This is a genomic window from Thioalkalivibrio sp. ALE20, from assembly GCF_000381405.1.
Taxonomy (GTDB): domain Bacteria; phylum Pseudomonadota; class Gammaproteobacteria; order Ectothiorhodospirales; family Ectothiorhodospiraceae; genus Thioalkalivibrio.
In genome coordinates this window covers 21,550-40,829 of record NZ_KB906471.1, presented here as the reverse complement: position 1 = coordinate 40,829, position 19,280 = coordinate 21,550, and the positions used below count along the sequence as shown (strand labels likewise).

Here is a 19,280-nt window from a genome sequence, read left to right as displayed (position 1 = left end):
TTATATGTTGGAAACATGAGCACCCGAACCCCCCAACCCGATCTGCTGGGAATCGACGACGCGCGCGCCCTGCTGCGCGATTACCGCATCTCGCCGACCGAACAGCGAATCGAGATCGTCCGAGTGCTGTTCGCCCGCAACCAGCACCTCAGCGCCGACCACATCCTCGCGCAGCTCACGCGCCAGGAGTCACGCGTGTCCAAGGCCACGGTGTACAACGCTCTCAAGCTGTTTGCCGAGAAGGGCCTCGTGCGCGAAGTGATCGTCGACCCGTCGCGGGTCTTCTACGACTCCAACCGCGCCCCGCACCACCACCTGTTCCACGTGGACAGCGGCCAGCTCGAGGACGTGGAACCGGCCCAGGTACAGGTGAACGACCTGCCGCCGCTGCCCGAAGGTACCGACGTGCTGAGCGTGGACGTCATCGTCCGGGTCGGGTCCGGACAGAAGTCCGGCGACAGCTGATCCCCGGGGCGACGCACGCCCCACCTCTCCGAATTTTCGTGAACACCATCGGGTTCCGGAATCCCGAATCCGGCGGTTCCTGATCTCGCCATTGAAATGAGAATGCTTTTCATTTAACTTTCCTCACGTCGGACGCAGAAAGGCTGTGCTCGACTGGAAAGACCTTCTTCTTCGCATTATTGCTGCCCAGCCAGCCCGGTGTTCCCGGTTGCCAGCCAGGCTGCCTTTTTCGGAACCGCGCATCCGCCCCGGCCCGTGCCAGGGCACTGGAGAACACCATGCAGACACTGAATCCGGCATCCGAACCGCAACGCCGTTTTGCCATGCGACCCACACCGCCCCAGCTTGCCCGCGCCTGGAATGAACTGCGCGACCGCAACCCGCGCACCGGGCTCCGGGAAGCCGCATCGCAGCTCGGCAGCTCCGAAGGCGAAATCGTCGCCGCACGCTGCACCGGTCCCGGCGGCCCGGTCTTCCGTCTGCGCCGGGACTGGAACAGCCTCCTGACAGAACTGAACGCAGCGGCTCCCCTGCGCCTGCGCACACGCAACCGCCACGCGGGCCTTGCCCGGCGCGTAACCACCTTGCCGACCCTCCGGGACCTGTACGCCGACCTCGGACAATGGCACGAGGCGCTTGTCATCCGGGAAGAGGACAACGATCCCGGCCGGCCACAATCACGCGTGTGCATCTTCGCCCCCGACGGCACGCCGGTACTGACCCTGGAACGCACTCCCCACGGGGACGCAGCGGCATGGGAGCGCGTGTTGCGCCGCCTCGCCGCAGTGGACCAGCGGCCCGGAATGACCGTCACCATCTCCACCGCTCCGGGAACGCGCCCGGATACCGCCGTCGATTGCGAAGACCTGCGCGATGCATGGGACCTTTCCCGCCATCCGGACACCATCCACGAACTGTCCGCGTGCTTTCAGTGCACGCCCGAACAGACCCTGCGCCTTGCCGGACCGGAACGCGCCTGGCCGGTCGGACAGGAGGCCCTCGACACCGTCCTGATGTACGCCGCCGAGGACGCGCTGGGCCTCCGGATCGAACTCGCCAATCAAGGCGTGCGGCAGCAGTACAGTGGCCCGGTCACACGGCTGGCGCCCACACGCACCTCCTTCAACATTCTCGACCCCGATTTCAGTCTGAACATCCGCCGCGAGTCCATCGCCGGAACCTGGGTCTTCCGTCGGCCCGCCTCGTCCGGCGCCCGCCATGGCCTGGCGCTGTTCGCCCCGGACGGCGAAACCATCATCCGCATCACCGACGCCAGCCCCGCCGGTCACCCGGAGGACCCGCGCTGGCGCGCCCTGCTGGGCCTGTTCGACCCCCTGCCGGCGGCACCCCGGCCCGGGGCATTGTTGGCGAAGCCCCGCTTCGCTATGATGACCCGCTCGGCCGACGTAGCTCAGCAGGTAGAGCAATCGACTCGTAATCGATAGGTCGGGGGTTCAATTCCCTCCGTCGGCACCAAACCGCTGCCCTGGCATGGAAGCCGGGGCGGCAACCATGCCAGGGATGGGCCCGCCCTGACGGGCCCATGAAGGGCCGGTGCGCACACACCGGCCCTTCTTTTTTTCGTCACCAGGTTGTTGGGCGGGAGACGGACTCCTCGCCAGAATGGAGCTGCAAAGGCCCCTACGTGTGACTATACGGGCTCATTCACACACGTCAATACGGGTGATTCGGCGGCCGTTCGTCACATATCGCCGTTCAGGATCGGCCCGGGGTGGGCAAATGGTCAACCATCTGCCGCAGCTGCCCCATATCGGGCTCGACATACTGCATAGTCGTGGAGAGATTGGTGTGCCCCAGCTGATGCTGGAGGGCTCGAAGCGGCGGGTTGGGCTGTCGGCCGATGAAGGTGCCGAAGGTATGCCGGAGGCGGTGGGGGGAAATCGGCTCCCCCAGGCTTTCTCCGAGACGCCGAAAAAAATAGCTGATCTGCGAGGCGTCAATGCCGGGCCCCTGATAACGGGCAGGGCCTCGATGCAGTCCCAGGTCGAAGACTTGCCGCTCCGGCATCTGGCGCTCACCGACCACCCACAGTGTTCGGCTGTAAAGGTCGTGCAGGGGCCGCTCCAACCCCTCGGTAATCGGCACGTCCCATTCACGGCGGGTTTTCGATCCATCTTCGCGCAGGCGGATGGTGCGCTCACTCCACCGAATGTCCTGCCACAGCAGTCCCGCGGCCTGTCGGCGCCGCATGCCGGTATAGTAAAAGGTCAGGATCAGGATCTCCCAGAACCAGCGAGGTTCCAGGCGGCGCTGCGCTGGATCCTGCAGGACCGCGAGCGCGCGCTCGATCAGCTCCTTGGAAACGGTCTTGATGCGCCTTGCTTCAGGTGCGCCCGACACTCTCTCCAGCGGGTTCTGATGCACCCACCCGTAGTCGAGCGCATGTCGCCAAAGGGCTCGAAAATGGCGCCGGTAGTAGTTCCACGTGGTCGCCCGCGCTCGACCCAGGACCTGATCGCGCCAGTGCAGAAGGATCGGCTCGTCAATCCGGTCGAGCGTCAGGGGGCCGACATCGGAATGGAACTGACGAACCACCTGCCGGTACCGGTCAATGGTCTCGGGGCGAAGGATTCGGACGCTGAGATAATGCTCCAGGAGGCCCACGAGATCGAGGACCTTTTCACCCGAACTGGAATCGGATTCCATTGGGCATGCTCCCTTTTCACGGGTTCACGACACGCCCTGGCGAAATCAGGTTAACACATGGCCGGGCGAGTACAGCGAAGTCGGCCAACACGCTGAGGCGGCACCCCATCGCAAAAAGGGCCGACTGCATCGCGGTCAGCGGGGAGGGGAATCCTGCTGCTTTCGTCGCGACCGAAGGGCTTCCCGCTGGATTGGAAATTCATCGGGAGCATCGAACAGAAGCCGCTCCGGCTTGTCGCCAAAGCGCACCACAATCCTGTGATCAATGGAGAGGCTGCCATCGTCCTGCCAGTCCACTCTCCGTCCGGGTGCGTGGACGGTCAGAACCGGGGCGTCTTCGCCCTCGCCCTGGATCGGGGTCACGAGTATGTCGGTGCCGATGAAGACGGCCTCGCCATCCCTGACAGTCAGTGCCAACATCAGAAATCCTTTCCACAGTTCGCCGACGATCAGTACCGCCGAGATGCGAGCCATGGGTAGCTTGTGACTATGTCACTGTATAACCCTATAACAATACGCGTTTTTAGGTAATGGGATGCCCTGTGATGGCCGTCACATAACAGAAGCTTCTGTTCGCGTCATGGACACGGAACCGGCCAGAACTCAGCCGTCACCCCGACGGATATGCGGGTTCGCGGAAGGGGTCCAGTCCTCCCCGAACACCACGCGGACATCCGGGATCAGGAGCCCGTTGATCCGGCCGGACTGCCGGCCCCCTTCGACGACGTAGGAGTGGATGTTGGTGTCATCCGGCGCCCGGCGGTGCAGCTTGCGCTTCTGAAACCGCTTCTGCGCCGCCTGCCACTCGCACCCCGTGTCCCTGCCGAAGTCGCGGAAGATCCCCGGGCTGACCAGCAGCACCCCCTCTTCGGTCACGTGCACGCGCGCGTCCCGCGTGTTCACGGACAGCTCGCCGTCAGCCACGCCGCGGCGGACCCATGCCAGGAATGCCTCCCCCGCATCGTCCGGGAGGTCTTCGGCGGCCTCAGGGGCCGGACTCGGTGCCGGCGCGGGCGCCGCTGGAGCCGCGGGTTCGGCCGCCGATGTATCAGGTTCGGCCGATTCATCATCGGTCACCGCGGCTTCCATGCCCGGCGGTACCGGGAGATCGTCCGAATCCGGCGCGGCCGCCGGAGCAGGCGCGTCTGACGATCCACCGCCTCCCGTAGACTCAACGGGCTCACTCCGGCCTTCGGCTTCCTTGGTCGGCTCAGGTGCCGCCGTGCCGGCGGGATCCTCGCCTCCTGCGGTGACCGTGTCCTCGGCCGGCGCATCGACGGGCTCAACAGTCCCCTCGAAGACCGGCGGCATCGCGTCCGGGTCACTCCAGACGCGCGAAACCGGAAGTCGGATCAGGGTCAGCTCGTTGGACCATCCGCTTCCGGCCACCTTCGCTTTCCAGATGGCCCGATCTCCGTGCGGGGTGAGAAGCCCGTGCTCCTGCAGCGTGTCGAAGATCCGATCGTTGCCCGATGGAATCCCGGAGTGTCCCTCGTCGCGCAACTGCGCGCGCAGCGCGTCCGCAGCGCGTTTGGAGACCAGCCAGAGATCCTCCTCGGTTCGCCACCCGGCCGCACCATTCCGGTTCAGCGGGAGCTCTTCCTCGCTCAACAGGTGACGCAAGGATGTCAGCAGCTTTTCGTGGAGTGGCTTGGTGGGTGTGGGCAGCCGGTCCGGAGACTCGCCCCCCAGATTGCGGGAGACCGATTCCCGGTCTGCCTGCATGATGATCTGTCCCAGCGGCCCCGCATGGTCCATGTCGCCGTGGATCGCATGGATCCATGCCTGTAGCAGCTCCGGATGCTGGCTGATCCAGGCCATGCCCTTGGGCGGGAGGATCCAGTGGGCGACAAGGCTCGATACCGGTTCGTGCAGCTTGTGCACGCGGCCACGGCGGTATTTGACGGAGTACCAGTGGACGCCGGGGCGCTCGGACATCGGGCCGTACCAGGGTTCCCATGCCCCGAGTCGGCGCCCATCTTCGTCATAGAGATGCACGAGCTGATCCACCACCGGTTTGCCCACGTCGTGCAGCAGGCTCCCGGCGAACACGCCATAGGACCAGGCATCCGCCTCGTGGGTCAGGCGCTCCGGCTCCGCCCCGGGGGGCAAGACGTAGCCCCGCCGAATCTGCAGCGCTTTCAGCACCACCTCCAGCCCGTGGTCCAGCATCCCACCGCGGCCCGAATGGTGGTGCACCTCGGACGCCGGAACCTCCTGCACGAATGCCGCATAGCGCCGGAGTGCCGCGATCACGTAGTACTCAGCGCAGTCCCTGGGGAGGGCCAGCAGGCCCTTGATCTGCCGCAGAAGCTCCTGGCGATGGGGTCGCTGTAGCAGGGTATCTGCATTCTCGACGGGCAGCAGCCCGTCCTTCGGCGGTTTTCTCTGCCGACTGGAGGGCTCTGCAGCAGGGGATTTGCGACGGAGGAATGGCAGCATGGAGGACCGCCTCGGACCGTTGTGACAAGGCCGCCATGATGGCCACCGCCTCGCCGATCTGTCTCCTGGAAACCCTCACCCGGATCTTGAGGGTTTCCGAGGCTGCTACGCGCTTTGCCTGTCGCGATTGAGCTCGCGCTGAGCCCGCACCTGATCCCAGATTTCCACGCCGGGGTATTTCGCGATCAACGGGAGCGGATCGATGTCTTCGAGGTCCGCCAGAAAACGGCAGGCTTCTTCCCAAGCCCCGCGATCACCATGGTCGCTGACCCAGAAGCGCTGCTGGATGGTTCGCCCGTTCCGGTACTTGCGCGCCGCCCAGGCGCGGTATTCGTATCGCGTGTCCCCGCGCACAGTTTCGCTGAGGAAAGGCTGGATGCCACTGACCGGCGGTAGGCCTTTCGGCGGCCGTTCCCGCCGCCTACGTTGCCGAGCCTGCTCCATGGACTGCAGCAGCTCACGCTCATAGGCCTCCGCAGCCTGTCGCGCTCCCTCGATGACCTCCGGCGGATCCCGGTCGGCACGCGCGGGGAAACTGCGATGATGGAGGACGCCATCAATCGTGCGGCGCACGATGTAACCGTAGGTGCCCCAGGGGGACGGGTGCCCGGTGTAGTCCTGCATCCTTTCTCAAGGCCCCAAATCGCTTCACTCAGCGTTGGCTTGAATGAGGTGATCGAGCTCCTCTTCGAGGCGCTCCCGAATCTGTCCCATTGCCTGCGCCACCTGCGTTGCTGTCCGCACCCGAAGTACCTCCAGGGCATTCGCTTCCTCTTCGCTGTCGCAAAGAAAGCCTATTCCGGCGACGCTAACGTATCGCTCCATGCCAGACCGGTCGATATAGAAAATCCGGTTGGAGCCTTTGACCCGAACCACTTCCCCGAGCCTTTCACCAACAATCCGTGTCCGTGCCCCGGACATCGGTGTCCCCGCAACCGCCAGGGCAGCCGGCACGCCTCGGGAAGCGTGGAAAATGATACGGCCGATAAGTTGTTCCAAGTCGCTGGACTGGAACCGGTAGTGAATCATCTTGCCCTCTCTACGATTTCAGGAATTCGGTGGTCACCAGCTTCATCTCTGGCTGCTTGGCGTATTGTCCGCGACGAACTTCCGGCAGCACGCCGTGTTGCCCGAGTCGGGCAAGCGTCTCGGGCGGCGCTCGTGCCCATCCGGATCTTGCGCCACCGTGTCTTGCAGGGCCTTATCTCCGGCTATGAGTCTCGTGCATACTGCCGCGCAAACTACTGGAAGCAAACACACGATCGGGAAGGATGCGATGACGACGACGGTCGATGAGGTCCTCGAGCGATTCCGTGAACGGGCGCAGAGCGAGCGGGAAAAAGGCGGGCTGTTCGAGCGCCTGGTGGCCAACTACCTGATGACGGACCCGCAGTATGCGGATCTCTTCGACCAGGTCTGGCTTTGGGATGAGTGGCCCGCCCGAATCGGCGCCGACGCTGGCATTGATCTGGTGGCGCGCGAACAGGCTACCGGAGACTACTGGGCGATACAGTGCAAGTTTTTCGACCCCGACGCGACCATCCAGAAGTCCGACATCGACTCGTTCTTCACAGCTTCCGGGAAGCGGTTCGCAACCAATGAGGGCGAGCGCTACTTCGCGCGCCGGCTGATCGTCACAACGGCGGAGCATTGGAGCAAAAAGGCCGAGGAGGCACTCGCGGACCAGACGATCCCGGTTACGCGGCTGTTTTTCAAGGACCTCGAAGAGAGCCCGATCGACTGGACCGTGTTCCAGCTGGACCGCCCCCAGGACCTGCGCCTGCAGGTCAAGAATGAGGTCCGTCCCCACCAGAAGGAGGCATTGGAAGATTGCCTGCGCGGGTTCGGGCAGCATGAGCGCGGCAAGCTCATCATGGCCTGCGGAACCGGGAAGACCTTTACCTCGCTTCGCCTTGCCGAGGAGATGGTTCCGGAGGGTGGACGCATCCTTTTCCTCGCTCCGTCGATCTCTCTGGTTGGTCAGACTCTTCGCGAATGGACTGCTCAGGCGCATGCCCCCCTGCGAGCCCTGGTCGCCTGCTCGGACACGAAGGTCAGCAAGGACGCCGAGGATCTCCCCGTCCACGATCTGGCGTACCCGGCCACGACCGACCCGCGGAAGCTTGCGCTGCATGGCAGCCAGGAGACTACGGATCGGCGGACGGTCGTTTTTGCCACCTACCAATCCATCCAGGTGGTTGCGGACGCCCAGAGTCAGGGTCTGGGGACCTTCGATCTAGTCATTTGCGATGAAGCCCATCGAACCACCGGGCTGACGTTGCCGGGGGAGGACCCCTCCGATTTCGTGAAGGTCCACGACAACGACAAACTCACGGCTCACCGCCGGCTCTACATGACAGCCACCCCACGGATCTTTGCGGAGCAATCGAAGAGCAAGGCTGAGGAGAAGGATGCGGAGATCTTCTCGATGGACGACGAGGCCGCCTATGGCCCGGAGTTCCATCGGCTGAGCTTTGGCAAGGCGGTCGAACGCGATCTCCTCACCGATTACAAGGTGCTGATCGTCGCGGTCCAGGAAGAGACGATGGCTTCGCTGGCCAACGCCTACAACCAGACATACAAGCTCGATGACAAGAAGGCCGTCGACATCAATTTCGCCACCCGGATGATCGGGGCCTGGAAAGGACTCTCGAAGCGTGGCTTGGTTGCGGTGGACGAGCAGGGGGCAGAGGAAGCCGTTACCGAAGACACGAACCCCATGCAGCGCGCCGTCGCGTTCTCGCGGTCGATCAAGGCCTCGAAACAGACGACCGAGGCATTTAGCTCCATGGCGGAGCTTTACAGTAATGCCCTCCCGGAGAAGCATCAGCAGGGACTTGTCCCCTGCGAGCTTCGCCACGTCGATGGCACGATGAATGCCCATCAGCGCCAGGTGGAGCTCGAGTGGTTGAAGGAATCCTCGGAGGATACCTCCTGCCGGATCCTGTCCAACGCACGCTGCCTGTCCGAGGGCGTCGACGTGCCGGCGCTGGACGCGGTGGTCTTCTTCGATACCCGTGAGTCGATCGTGGACATCGTCCAGTCGGTTGGTCGGGTTATGCGCAAAGCGCCGGGCAAGCAGTACGGCCACATCATCCTGCCGGTGGCCATTCCAGCCACACAGGTCCAGAACTACAACGCTTACCTGGAGAGCGATTCCCGCTTTCGCGGCATCTGGAAGGTTATCAAGGCTCTGCGCGCCCACGATGAGTCTTTGGTGGATGAGGCCGAATTCCGGCGGAAGGTCAATGTGGTAGGCGGCGAAGGCGAGGGCGAAGGCGACAGTTCCGGCAGCGGAGAGGAACAACTCAGCTTAGAGTTCCCCGATCTGCCGGTGGGCCAGATCTCCGAGGCCGTCTACGCGGCCATCCCCAAGAAGCTCGGCGATCGCGAGTACTGGAGCCAATGGGCGAAACAGGTTGCTGACATCGCGCGTCGGGTCACAGAGCGAATCCGGCAGCTGACTGAGAGCGGCGAAACACAGGAGGCCTTCGACGAGTTCCTCAAGGAGGTGCGCGCGAACACGAACCCGAACGTCCGGGAGGACGAGGCGATCGAGATGCTCGCCCAGCACGTTGTTACCCGTCCGGTGTTCGAGGCGTTGTTCGCAGAGTCCTCTTTCACCAAGGATAACCCCATCTCGCGGGGCATGGAGGCGCTCCTTGAGGCGCTTGACGAGTATGCGGTCAGCAGCGAGACGGATGAGCTGGAACGCTTCTACGAGGTGATCCGCGAGCGCGTGCAATACGCGCAGAGTGACAAGTCACGCCAGGAGATAATTCGGAACCTCTACGACACCTTCTTCCAGACTGCCTTCCCGGCCCTGTCCGACCGGCTGGGCATCGTCTACACGCCCGTGGAGGTCGTGGACTTCATCAACCGCTCGGCGGACACCATCCTGCGAAAGCACTTCAACCGGGGCCTGGCCGATCAGGGGGTGCAGATCCTCGAACCGTTCGCCGGCACGGGCACCTTCGTCACCCGGCTTATCCAAAGCGGCCTGCTCGGGGGCGCCGAGACGCTCTCACGCAAGTACACCGAGGAGCTGCACGCCAACGAGATTGTCCTACTCGCCTACTACATCGCCACGCTCAATATCGAGGCCACGTTCCACGAATGGACCGGCGAACAACGCCCCTTCGAGGGCATGGTGCTCACCGACACCTTCAACATGGCTGAAGAGCGTAATCGGGACTGGGAGCGCGAGCAGCGCTGGCTTGCCGAGAACAGCGAGCGCGCACGGCGACAGCGCGAGAGCGACATCCGGGTCATCGTGGGGAATCCGCCATATTCGGCTTGGCAAGAGTCGGGGCATGAGGGCAACGCCAATCGCCCCTATCCGACACTCGACGAGCGGATCCGAGAGACCTATGTCGCTCAGTCATCAGCGACCCTCAACAACAGTCTCTACGACAGTTACATCCGCGCCATCCGTTGGGCCTCTGACCGCATTGGCGAGCAGGGGATCATTGCCTTCGTCACCAACGGCTCGTTCATCGACGGTAATGCCACCGAGGGACTGCGTCGTTGCCTAGCGGCGGAGTTCAGCCACCTGTATATCCTGCATTTGCGAGGGAACCAACGGACATCGGGTGAGGAGTCGCGCCGGGAAGGCGGCAAGGTCTTCGGGCAGGGCTCTCGTGCGCCGGTCGCAATCACCCTGCTGGTAAAGGATCCGGCCCACCAAGGCGACTGTCGCATCCTCTATCACGACATCGGTGACTACCTGAGCCGGACGGAGAAGCTCGAGGCGTTGGACCACTTCCAGGAAATCACGTCCACCCCGCTCACCACAATCACGCCGAGTCCCCAAGGGGAGTGGATCAACCAGAGCGACCCGGCGTTCGATGACTTCTTGGCCATCGGCCGGAAGAGGGAGCGCGAAGGGACAGCCATCTTCGGGACGTATTCGTCGGGTGTGAAGACGAATCGAGACGCTTGGGTCTACAACTTCTCCCGCGAGGCACTTCAAGAGAATATGGCGGAGATGATCGACCGCTACAACGAGGAGGTCGAGGCAGTTCGCCAGGCTGGTGGCGCCAACTCCGTCGACGAGGCCAGGCGGTTGGTCGATACTAATCCCGCACATATTGGCTGGGATAACGATTTGTTCCAACGGGCGATCCGCGGGCAGCAGGCAGATTTCCGAGAAGCAGCCGTCTTCAACGCCATTTATCGCCCCTTCACCAAGAATGCCTACTACTTCGACCGGCACTTCAACAACCGTCTTTACCAGATGCCGCATCTCTTCCCAACCCAAGAGCACGGCAATTACGTCATCGCCGTCACGGGAACAGGGGCGTCCAAGCCGTTTTCCGCCCTGATCACTGATTGCGTCCCCAACTTGCACATGATCGATTCCAGCCAGTGTTTCCCCCGGTACTACTACGAGTACGTTGGGGATCGATCGGCGCAGCCCCCCGACCTTCTCGACGATTCACCCCAGACACCGGACGCGCACGGATACATCCGCCGAGATACGATTACCGCCGAAGCGCTAAAGATCTTCCAGGACCACTACGCCGACGCCTCCATCACCAAGGAAGATCTCTTCTGGTACGTGTACGGCGTCCTCCATGCAGAAGATTACCGCGAGCGCTTCCGCAATAACCTCCGCCGTGGCCTGCCGCGGATCCCGCTAGCCGGGGATTTCTGGGCATTCAGCCGTGCAGGCCGTGAGCTCGGCGAATGGCACCTAAACTACGAGGCTGTCGATCCGTACCCGCTCGACGAAGAGAACAAGCGACTGTCGCTGGATGATGAGGACTACCAGGTCCACAAGATGCGTTTTGCCGGCTCCGGACGACAGAAAGACAGGTCGACGATCATCTACAACGAACATCTCACGCTTCGCGGAATTCCACCAGAGGCATACGAGTACCAGGTCAACGGCAGGTCACCGATCGAGTGGGTAATGGAGCGCTATCAGGTCTCAAAGGACAAGAAAACCGGCATCGGGAACGACCCGAACGACTATTCGAATGATCCTAGATATATCTTGGACCTCCTTAAGCGAGTTATCCGGATCAGCATTGAGACTAACCGGATCGTCAGCGAGTTGCCGCCTTTAGTGGAATTTCACTCCTAGACGACTTTTCTCGCTCATGCGAGGAGCTTCCAGCCACGCCGATTCGACACCACTTATAGCGTGTTCTCAGCGGCCTGACTTATAATCTTCGACCAGCGAGCCGTTACCATGCCCTTATGGTATTTTGAAACGTCAGCGGTCAACTATATTGCCGACAATTTTCGCCAAAGCATTTGGTGGGGAACAAAAGTCCAACAAGAACGCCATGGTCGCCAGTGGAAGCTTTCCCCCGTTACGTTGGTCGAATTACTTATGACCAGTGATGACGGCCGACGCAACCACCTGCTGGAATGCGCCCGAAGATTCTTGCACCGTGATCTTTTACCAAGCCCGGGCGACATGATCGTATCATACATCGAAAACGGCATACCCATACACATCCCTTCGCTTTCATTGACAAACAAAAGGTCCATAGGGGCCACGTGGCAAGCGTTCGCCGATGACTTCGACATATCTCTATCATTTGACCACGACGATATAAAAATGAAAGCCTCAATAGTACAAACCCAAACGAGGCTGTTGCACAAAGCCATTCGAGGGGAAGACAACCTACAGAAAAGTCCACACCCACACATCGATCTCCCAAGCGACGAAATAGTACTCGATTATTCTCTGCACCAGCTAGTACAAGAACTCCCTTTTGTGCGAGGCAGAGCGTTTCACTCTGAGCAGGAGCTTCGCGCTTATCGCGTAACGCTTTTTTTTATAGTCCACGTCTTGTGCGCGGAACTGGACTTCGACAATAGCGCTCTCAAAGAGTTTTGGAGCCAGCTGGCGATAGAAGAGACGTCGGATCGAGTCTCCTACGTGATCCGAAACCTGCCAGAACTAGTGCTACGCGGTCCCTTCGTCATGATGGCTATGATGGCGCTGTCACAGATGGATGGAAAATATCCGCGGGGTCTATGGCTGGACTGCATGCACTGTGTCTACTTTCCACACGCGCAGTATTTCATGAGCTGTGACCGCCATTTCCAAAGATTCCGGCATACTTTGTCACGGAGAGGCTTTCCCGCCGAAAGCTTGAAGCAGATCGACACTCTCGAATGGGGCGAGGTGGTTTTATAGCGGCAGGCATCTTCCCGGCATTGGCTGTGACCATCTTGCGCGACACAGAAGCGGTCAGCGCTACTACAAGCTTCTCCGTTAAGGTGATCATCCATTCTCAAAGTCCTCGGCGGTTGAATGCGGGTAGGCATGGACGTCCGGTGGCAGATCACCGAGGGCAGCATGCGGCCGTTCCTCGTATCAATCGAGGCCCCCAATGAGTGATCCCGCAAAATTCGCCGAGGTAGTTGAGCCCATGGCACCGCACACGCGGTGCACCAACTTGTGTTTCGAGGGGGGCGGGCCAGGGGTGGCCCTCCCGGCGCACCCGACGCTGGAGCTTCCAGAAAACAGCCCAGCAGTTCCATCACGAGGGTCGCCCTTCGAAGCCGATACGCGCCCAGAACGTGCCCTGCGCCAGGGCCGTAAACCAGTTGCTCCGTACCAATCGGCGCCCCCCCGCACAACCGTGTATTCCACTTCTTAGGGACACTTACGCCGGCTCCAAAGGCCCATGGAGTGTGGTCACCGCTCGAAAGGGCCGGTATTTCCCCGGACCGCGACACTTATGACATACTGTCAACAACGCAATCGATTCCATCAATCTGTGTCGACACTAGGCCAAGCCAACCACGCAGCATCAATTGCCCGGGGCATTGCACACTCGCCAAGGGACCACGCACACAGCGCCTCAGAAATCTCGAAAACGCCATGCCCCAATCGACACTAGACTTATCTCTCTACCCGAAGCTGCGCCGAAACCAGTACCTGACGCCGTTCCGCTACCCCGGTGGCAAGACGTTTCTTGGCGGTTTTCTAAGCTCGGTCGCTGGAAAGCTCAAACAAAATGCAGCTCGACACTACGTTGAGCCGTATTGTGGAGGCGCCGGCGCAGGGCTTTATCTATTGGCTAACGACGCGGTCGATCACGTCCACTTAAACGACATGGACCCGTGCATCTACAGTTCATGGCACGCAATCCTTTACGAGACCGAACGCTTTCTCAAGGAATTAGACCGCCGGCCCGTAACTCTCGAGACATGGCATGAATGTCGAAACACCCTTCAAACTTATAACGGCGGCTATTCTTTTGATGCAGGATTCGCGACGTTCTTCATAAATAGAACCAGCCGATCAGGTATTATCTTGGGCTCCGGACCAATTGGCGGCTACGGCCAGAATGGAAAATGGAAGATGGACGCCCGCTATTATCGCCAGGCAGTCCGAAAACGCATCGAGTGGATCAGTCAGCACGCGCGCCGGATAAGCATATCGAATTATGATGGGCTAGAGGCGCTGGTCAGAGCCAGCGACGACCTTCCGCGCCACTCGACCATGTACCTCGTCGATCCCCCATATGTTACCGTAGGTGGCAAACTTTATCTTAATGCAATGAAAGAAGAACAGCACCAAGCTCTTGCTAATTTTTTGACATCCGGTCAGTGCGCAAACTGGACCATCACGTATGATGACCACCCCCTAGTACGCTCACTCTACAAGAGCCGGCATTTGCGCTTTCTGAACGTTTACTACAGCATGCGCAATCGACGCCGCGCTAACGAGCTTCTGATCCAATAAAACCGTTCGGCCCCATCATTTCCGATACGCGCACCTCCAGCCCATTTATCCTGAGATTCAAAAGATTTGCGCACCTTATTACCCGAACAAGCAACTCACGGTGAAGCCTGCAAAAATAAAAGCGCCTCGTTTGGATGTCGTTTGCTTCAGCTAGGCACCTCAGCTTTTCATTAACCGCATCAAGAGGAAAGTATCTACAATGCTGGTCCCGACAATCCTGCGCTTCGGGAAGGCTTTGACGAAAAGGGACCGCTAACACTCCTGACCATTGGACATTTGGCCTGTTCTTAAAGAACCCTTTCAGACGCTCAATCTTAGCGGGGCCCATGATTTTTTCTCGACGCCCATGCTCTTGAATTGTCGCCCCAACCAGCTCACACATCGCATCTGGCCCAGGGACTCCGCCTGTTGTCGTGAGCACAAAGGCGTCCACACCCCCGTCATTCACTTTGGCTTGATTCTCTTCAAGCTCGTCGATTTCCAACACCTTCCCTGAGCCCACGACGGCTTGAAGCTTACGAAGCTGCCGCAACAAACCGTTAGAACCGCGATGTCGCCCATTCCACCAAACGATGTTGCCTGGGCGGTCACCCGCGAGAGCTAAGGCCGCTATTATCTCGAAAATTTCTGCGAATTTCCGCCGAAGACTTTTGCGGTCTTCACTGGACATCTGCGCGATCTCCTGGTCTTGTAGAAGGTCGAAGAAGCCAGTGGCAATTGCAGCGATTCCAGATGGAGTGAGGTCCTCTAACGGTTTCGGTCGAAGGGAACCGCCATTATCAGAGTCTATTTTAAAGGGATACGCGGGACCGAGTTCGGCTTGGCGCGCCATGAGCTCAGCATAGACACTAGCGCTGAATTTCTCGCGTGCGAGATTTTCTGCGGCGAATGGTTCTTCCCGGAGCACATCCCCCTCTTCCTCTAGGTCAAAGAGCTCCGGCTTCTCCTGTATTTCTGCAAGGAGTTGGCTATCCTCCGGCTGCGTGTCGTCGATTACCGCGACCCCATTGACGATAGCGGACACCTCAAGCAGCCGGGCAGCGCTTTGGGTCTTATCAAAACTTGTGACCGGGCTAAACTCAATTCTCATCGTCGTCTTCGTCCGGGTCTTCTAATTGCCGAATTATCACATTAATGTTGCGCTTGATCTTGCGCGAACGCTTGAGCGTGTCTTGCAGTACGCCATCTTCCATTTCGTCAAATATGTGCGTCATTTCTTGCACCAATTCGAGAGCCTGGAGTTCGACTTTGTAGAGCCGATTGCGCCATGCATCAACGTGTAATCCGGCAGCAGTCGAGGCGTGTTCAAGACTGCCAGTCCTCTCTAGGGTTCCAGTGGCGTCTGGGTCGCGGAGCACCTTTTGGAGTTTTGGGCGATCAGTTCCTTGGGAGTTAATCACTCGGTCTATTGTGTCTGTCCCGAACAGCCACCCTACAAGGTTCTCAAGGTTTGGCCTGTATGCTGGGGAAACAGGACGGTCTCGAATGGAGTCAGCATTTAGTGGATCACCGCCCCACCCAAGGTACTCGCGGGTCGCGGGGTTAGGCATCATCGTGTAAAGATGAGAAAACTCGAAGCCGCCCGCTTCTGTCGAATGCGATGAGAGGATACCTTCCTCGAGAGCCTGCTCGAGAACCTTGTACCCCACAATCATACGCAGCATAGATGTGGTCGTATCACCAAGTGCGTCAGTTACCCGCTTGAGCGCCACCTCCGCATCGTGCTCATTTTTCTTCATGCGGGTAAACATATCAGTAGCGAATTTTGCCTTTGCCAATGAGCCCCAGCTGGCAGGTCCATTTACATGCTTAAACCCAACGAATGCATCTGCATCGCGGCGACTCCGGACGACGACCACCTCGATCGAGGTCAAGGACGTTAGTTGAGATGAAGGAAGCTCCGGCACCCGACTTTGGAGTCGCGCATCAAGTAGATTGGGCCTAATAAGTGTTTTGAGAGCCGCAAGCCTTCGGTTACCCTCGATGACGATATATGTTTCTGACGGCTCATCGTAGATACAGACCATGGGCTCGATATCCAGCCACCCCTGCGACCGGATCGAATCCCAAAGCTCGCGCAAGTTCGCACGTTCCGCCAGGATCTGTAATGCTTCCCACGTAGTGGACACCTCCTTGAGGCCAAAACGCGGGTTCTCTAAGTCGAAATCGAGATCCTTGAGGTTGACGGATTGGCGATGAAAGGATACTTCCTGATGCGGCGCCTCAGTATTGGGGGGCGGCTGTGGTTCATTCGTCATTCGGTCTGACCTCGTTTGGCATGGCAGCCATCGGGGGCGTGGCGAGAACGCGCTGGGTGTCGTGTGCTGGGCGGCTGGCCCGCTTGCCTGAAGGGTATCGGTGGCTCAGACGTCGCGCAAGCGGCGTTTGGGTACGTGGGCATGGCGGTTAGGCTTTTCCCCTTTTGTGCCGGCCCTTTCTAGATAGTCCCCTTGCCATTCACCTTCCCTTCCCCTCCTTTATCCTTTCGCCCTTTAGGATGCAGGACCCTCACAGTATCCACGTCGCAGCTTGTCCTCGGCCCTTTGCTCCAACCGCCGCGCGGCCGCCTCGAAGGTCGGGTACCAGTCGTCGCGCACAGTTCCGGGATGGCCGATTCGGCCCCATTCGCGCGTCAGTGCGAATTGCCCAAACAGGCCCCGCCGGCTGAACATGCGATAGAAGCGGTGCTGATTGCGCGCGACGTGCGTCTTCACCAAACGCGTTTCATTCATGGGCTTGGCCCTCCCGCAGGGCGGCGCGGCCACCAGGGAAATGCCGGTAGAGCGTCGCGGCCGAGATCCCCAGCTGCTCCGCAATCGATCGCGCGGGCGTGTCGGTATGCAATAGCAACGCACGGACATGCTCCAGTTGTTCCTCCGTCAGCGCCGGCGGTCTCCCCCCAACGCGATTGCGCTGCCTCGCCGCCTCCAGGCCTGCCCGCGTCCGCTCCTGCAGGATCGATCGCTCGAACTCCGCGACCGCTCCGAACACATGGAACACCAGCTTGCCGCCCGGCGTGGTAGTGTCGATCGACTCCGTCACCGACTGGAACTCGATCCCGCGCTCACCCAGATCCTCCACCGTGGTGATCAGCTGCCGCATCGACCGGGCCAGCCGGTCCAGCCGCCAAACGACCAGCACGTCGCCTTCCCGCATGTACTCCAGCGCTTCCCGGAGCTTCGGCCGGTCGCGCTGGGCCCCCGACGCTCGCTCCTCGTAGATCCGATCGCATCCAGCCTGCCGCAACGCATCGGTCTGCAGGGACGGGTCCTGGTCTCGGGTTGATACCCGCGCGTAGCCAATCTTCATCGTTGGTAGTCTCTCAAAACTCGTTCACAGTCTAGGTATTGCGACACACAGTTTCGAGACAGAATTATGGGACACTCAGGGCAAGGCCTTCCGCGTCACCGGCCGGGGGTGCGGCGGTTGTCTCGCAAACGGTCGTTTTAGAGACACCGGACTTCAGCAACGCACTAGGTCGGACATGAGCAACGGCACTCTGAACCGAAGGCGTATCAATACAGAAGTGATATTCACTCTCTTTGAACCTTGTGTTCCATCCGGGCGTTCCAGTCTGTGGCGCGCACAAAAAAGGGTACCTTTCGCCGTGCTGATTTGGCCCCATGGCGCGATTTGTGGGGCGCCCCGAACCGGGTGCACAAAAACGGGCACCTTTCGCGGCTGCAACGCCAAGGTCGGACACGAGCAACGCGTTGGTTTTCCGCTTCCAGGCCACACCTGGTGGACACCCCCCGGCGACGAGCCCGCCCGTGATAGGCCGCTCCGGGGGGGGTAATGCTCCAGGGATATATCCCCAGAGCATATCGAATCGGATGAAAAAGCCCCTGTCCTTCCAGGACAGGGGGCGCGGATCAGCGGGAGTACACCGACGAGTAGAGATCAGTGCGCCCCGCTCCGTGGCCCAGATCCATCGCGACTTGGGCCTTGGCCGATTTGTCGGCCCAGCCATCCTCGCGATAGTGCTGGTACATGTGCTGCGCATACGCGTAGCGCAGCGAGTGAGGCGAGTATTTGCCTTTTAAGCCAGCAACTCGGCTGAGCTGGTTCCTGAACCGATCTTTCGCCGACTGGATTCCCGGCGACTTCCCTTGGATCAGGTAGCCACCATCGGACACGGCTTTCGCCTCCGCATATCAAGGCCGCCGTGCGCCACTACGTGGAGGACGTGCCGGCGGCCGACGCCGGCGCGCACGCCAGCCTGGTCCAGCGCCTGCGCGATCTCCTTGCGGAGGTCGATGACGCGCCGGCACCCACCGGCGAACCGGCGGAAAGCGTCCAGCTCGGGCAACAGCAGGTGGCCGATCAAATCCGGGCGATCCTCGCTGCGGCCGCGCCGGCGGAGGAACGACCGCGGTGAGCCTTCCCCCTCACTGGATCTCGAACCTCGTCTCAGTGTGCGGGGAAAGAGAAGGCAGTTCCTTGCAAGCCGTGCGGAAATGCGCTACGGATAAATTGCGGCCAATAGTCACAGGAACAAGCAAAGGAGGACCCATGGAAGACCTCATGCAACAGGATCCACAGGCATCGCAGCCTGAACCCACCATGGCCGAAGAGCCGGAACCGAACTCGGTCCAAGACGCCGCCGAAGGCACCCCTGTAGCCAAGACTGTAGCCACGGTCATCGGCACCTTCATCGGCCACTTTCTCTTGGGGATTCTGGGCTCCGCGGGGAACAACAACAACTTTTTCTCGGAATCCGACACATGGAACTCGGACGAGGATGAGGAAGACGCATCGGTCATAACGGGGCCTGACGGACGGGAGTATGTTGGTCATGTCGCGAAAGGCCGTGAGGCTCCCGATTGCGTTTTGACGCAGATGGGCCAACGGAACAACGACTTTATGCGAGTCGATCGGTAGGTCGACCCTTGTCCCGGGCACCTCGCCCGGGACAAAAGGCCCTTCCGGCCGGGTCCTGATTTGCCGGGTGTTCCGAGGTTCTAACGTCCTCGGTCTCGCCGTTCACTGCCTT

General features: G+C 60.5%; 16 protein-coding genes and 1 tRNA gene. 7 read left to right on the top strand and 10 right to left on the bottom strand.

Annotated features, from left to right (window positions below):
• The first annotated feature begins 15 nt into the window (after positions 1–15).
• From F790_RS0100225 to F790_RS0100215, 3 genes are all read left to right on the top strand, one after another.
• A complete protein-coding gene (locus tag F790_RS0100225; protein ID WP_019589866.1) occupies positions 16–465 on the top strand; it encodes a Fur family transcriptional regulator in 450 nt (149 codons plus the stop codon).
• 278 nt (positions 466–743) lie between these two features.
• Positions 744–1,910: a ChuX/HutX family heme-like substrate-binding protein gene (locus F790_RS14965; protein ID WP_083938851.1), complete on the top strand. Its 1,167-nt coding sequence runs from the start codon at positions 744–746 to the stop codon at positions 1,908–1,910.
• Positions 1,866–1,941, top strand: a tRNA-Thr gene (locus F790_RS0100215). Before F790_RS14965 ends, F790_RS0100215 begins: the two co-directional genes overlap by 45 nt.
• Before the next feature lie 240 nt (positions 1,942–2,181).
• On the opposite strand, the gene F790_RS0100210 is transcribed toward F790_RS0100215, so the two are convergent.
• From F790_RS0100210 to F790_RS0100190, 5 genes are all read right to left on the bottom strand, one after another.
• Positions 2,182–3,132: a site-specific integrase gene (locus tag F790_RS0100210; RefSeq protein WP_019590533.1), complete on the bottom strand. Its 951-nt coding sequence runs from the start codon at positions 3,130–3,132 to the stop codon at positions 2,182–2,184.
• A gap of 135 nt (positions 3,133–3,267) precedes the next feature.
• Entirely contained in the window at positions 3,268–3,606 is a 339-nt protein-coding gene (locus F790_RS0100205) for a hypothetical protein (protein WP_156824316.1), read from the bottom strand.
• Positions 3,607–3,735: 129 nt separating this feature from the next.
• Positions 3,736–5,574: a MobH family relaxase gene (mobH, locus tag F790_RS0100200; protein ID WP_026332809.1), complete on the bottom strand. Its 1,839-nt coding sequence runs from the start codon at positions 5,572–5,574 to the stop codon at positions 3,736–3,738.
• A 105-nt stretch (positions 5,575–5,679) separates the two neighbouring features.
• Positions 5,680–6,198, bottom strand: coding sequence for a hypothetical protein (locus F790_RS13660; RefSeq protein WP_019590530.1), 519 nt, complete (start codon positions 6,196–6,198; stop codon positions 5,680–5,682).
• A gap of 24 nt (positions 6,199–6,222) precedes the next feature.
• On the bottom strand, positions 6,223–6,603 hold the full coding sequence (locus F790_RS0100190) for a hypothetical protein (protein WP_019590529.1): 381 nt from the start codon (positions 6,601–6,603) through the stop codon (positions 6,223–6,225).
• A gap of 247 nt (positions 6,604–6,850) precedes the next feature.
• Here F790_RS0100190 and F790_RS0100180 point away from each other — a divergent pair, with 247 nt between their 5' ends.
• Positions 6,851–11,662 carry a type ISP restriction/modification enzyme gene (locus F790_RS0100180; protein ID WP_019590528.1) on the top strand — a complete coding sequence of 1,604 codons (4,812 nt, stop codon included), beginning with the start codon at positions 6,851–6,853 and terminating at the stop codon, positions 11,660–11,662.
• Between the two features lie 1,758 nt (positions 11,663–13,420).
• On the top strand, positions 13,421–14,287 hold the full coding sequence (locus F790_RS14050) for a DNA adenine methylase (RefSeq protein WP_083938849.1): 867 nt from the start codon (positions 13,421–13,423) through the stop codon (positions 14,285–14,287).
• Here F790_RS14050 and F790_RS14460 read toward each other — a convergent pair.
• From F790_RS14460 to F790_RS0100145, 5 genes are all read right to left on the bottom strand, one after another.
• The gene (locus tag F790_RS14460; protein ID WP_156824315.1) at positions 14,265–15,377 is read right to left on the bottom strand and encodes a hypothetical protein; all 1,113 of its coding nucleotides are present in this window, start codon (positions 15,375–15,377) and stop codon (positions 14,265–14,267) included. The genes F790_RS14050 and F790_RS14460 overlap by 23 nt on opposite strands.
• On the bottom strand, positions 15,367–16,545 hold the full coding sequence (locus F790_RS14455; RefSeq protein ID WP_156824314.1) for a ParB N-terminal domain-containing protein: 1,179 nt from the start codon (positions 16,543–16,545) through the stop codon (positions 15,367–15,369). Before F790_RS14455 ends, F790_RS14460 begins: the two co-directional genes overlap by 11 nt.
• Before the next feature lie 234 nt (positions 16,546–16,779).
• Positions 16,780–17,019, bottom strand: a complete 240-nt coding sequence (locus F790_RS13655; protein ID WP_038036457.1) for a WGR domain-containing protein — start codon at positions 17,017–17,019, stop codon at positions 16,780–16,782.
• Positions 17,012–17,596, bottom strand: a complete 585-nt coding sequence (locus F790_RS0100150) for a recombinase family protein (protein WP_019590522.1) — start codon at positions 17,594–17,596, stop codon at positions 17,012–17,014. Before F790_RS0100150 ends, F790_RS13655 begins: the two co-directional genes overlap by 8 nt.
• Before the next feature lie 563 nt (positions 17,597–18,159).
• Positions 18,160–18,423, bottom strand: coding sequence for an integrase domain-containing protein (locus tag F790_RS0100145; RefSeq protein ID WP_019590521.1), 264 nt, complete (start codon positions 18,421–18,423; stop codon positions 18,160–18,162).
• Between the two features lie 29 nt (positions 18,424–18,452).
• Here F790_RS0100145 and F790_RS0100140 point away from each other — a divergent pair, with 29 nt between their 5' ends.
• Both F790_RS0100140 and F790_RS0100135 read left to right on the top strand, forming a co-directional pair.
• On the top strand, positions 18,453–18,665 hold the full coding sequence (locus F790_RS0100140) for a hypothetical protein (protein ID WP_019590520.1): 213 nt from the start codon (positions 18,453–18,455) through the stop codon (positions 18,663–18,665).
• 134 nt (positions 18,666–18,799) lie between these two features.
• Entirely contained in the window at positions 18,800–19,168 is a 369-nt protein-coding gene (locus tag F790_RS0100135) for a hypothetical protein (RefSeq protein WP_019590519.1), read from the top strand.
• The last annotated feature ends 112 nt before the right edge of the window (positions 19,169–19,280 follow it).

Excerpts from the sequence above, each read along its gene's own strand:
- F790_RS0100225 (WP_019589866.1), top strand. The coding sequence starts at position 16 with ATGAGCACCCGAACCCCCCAACCCGATCTGCTGGGAATCGACGACGCG.
- F790_RS14965 (WP_083938851.1), top strand. The coding sequence starts at position 744 with ATGCAGACACTGAATCCGGCATCCGAACCGCAACGCCGTTTTGCCATG.
- F790_RS0100210 (WP_019590533.1), bottom strand. The coding sequence starts at position 3,132 with ATGGAATCCGATTCCAGTTCGGGTGAAAAGGTCCTCGATCTCGTGGGC.
- F790_RS0100205 (WP_156824316.1), bottom strand. The coding sequence starts at position 3,606 with ATGGCTCGCATCTCGGCGGTACTGATCGTCGGCGAACTGTGGAAAGGA.
- mobH (WP_026332809.1), bottom strand. The coding sequence starts at position 5,574 with ATGCTGCCATTCCTCCGTCGCAAATCCCCTGCTGCAGAGCCCTCCAGT.
- F790_RS13660 (WP_019590530.1), bottom strand. The coding sequence starts at position 6,198 with ATGCAGGACTACACCGGGCACCCGTCCCCCTGGGGCACCTACGGTTAC.
- F790_RS0100190 (WP_019590529.1), bottom strand. The coding sequence starts at position 6,603 with ATGATTCACTACCGGTTCCAGTCCAGCGACTTGGAACAACTTATCGGC.
- F790_RS0100180 (WP_019590528.1), top strand. The coding sequence starts at position 6,851 with ATGACGACGACGGTCGATGAGGTCCTCGAGCGATTCCGTGAACGGGCG.
- F790_RS14050 (WP_083938849.1), top strand. The coding sequence starts at position 13,421 with ATGCCCCAATCGACACTAGACTTATCTCTCTACCCGAAGCTGCGCCGA.
- F790_RS14460 (WP_156824315.1), bottom strand. The coding sequence starts at position 15,377 with ATGAGAATTGAGTTTAGCCCGGTCACAAGTTTTGATAAGACCCAAAGC.
- F790_RS14455 (WP_156824314.1), bottom strand. The coding sequence starts at position 16,545 with ATGACGAATGAACCACAGCCGCCCCCCAATACTGAGGCGCCGCATCAG.
- F790_RS13655 (WP_038036457.1), bottom strand. The coding sequence starts at position 17,019 with ATGAATGAAACGCGTTTGGTGAAGACGCACGTCGCGCGCAATCAGCAC.
- F790_RS0100150 (WP_019590522.1), bottom strand. The coding sequence starts at position 17,596 with ATGAAGATTGGCTACGCGCGGGTATCAACCCGAGACCAGGACCCGTCC.
- F790_RS0100135 (WP_019590519.1), top strand. The coding sequence starts at position 18,800 with ATGGAAGACCTCATGCAACAGGATCCACAGGCATCGCAGCCTGAACCC.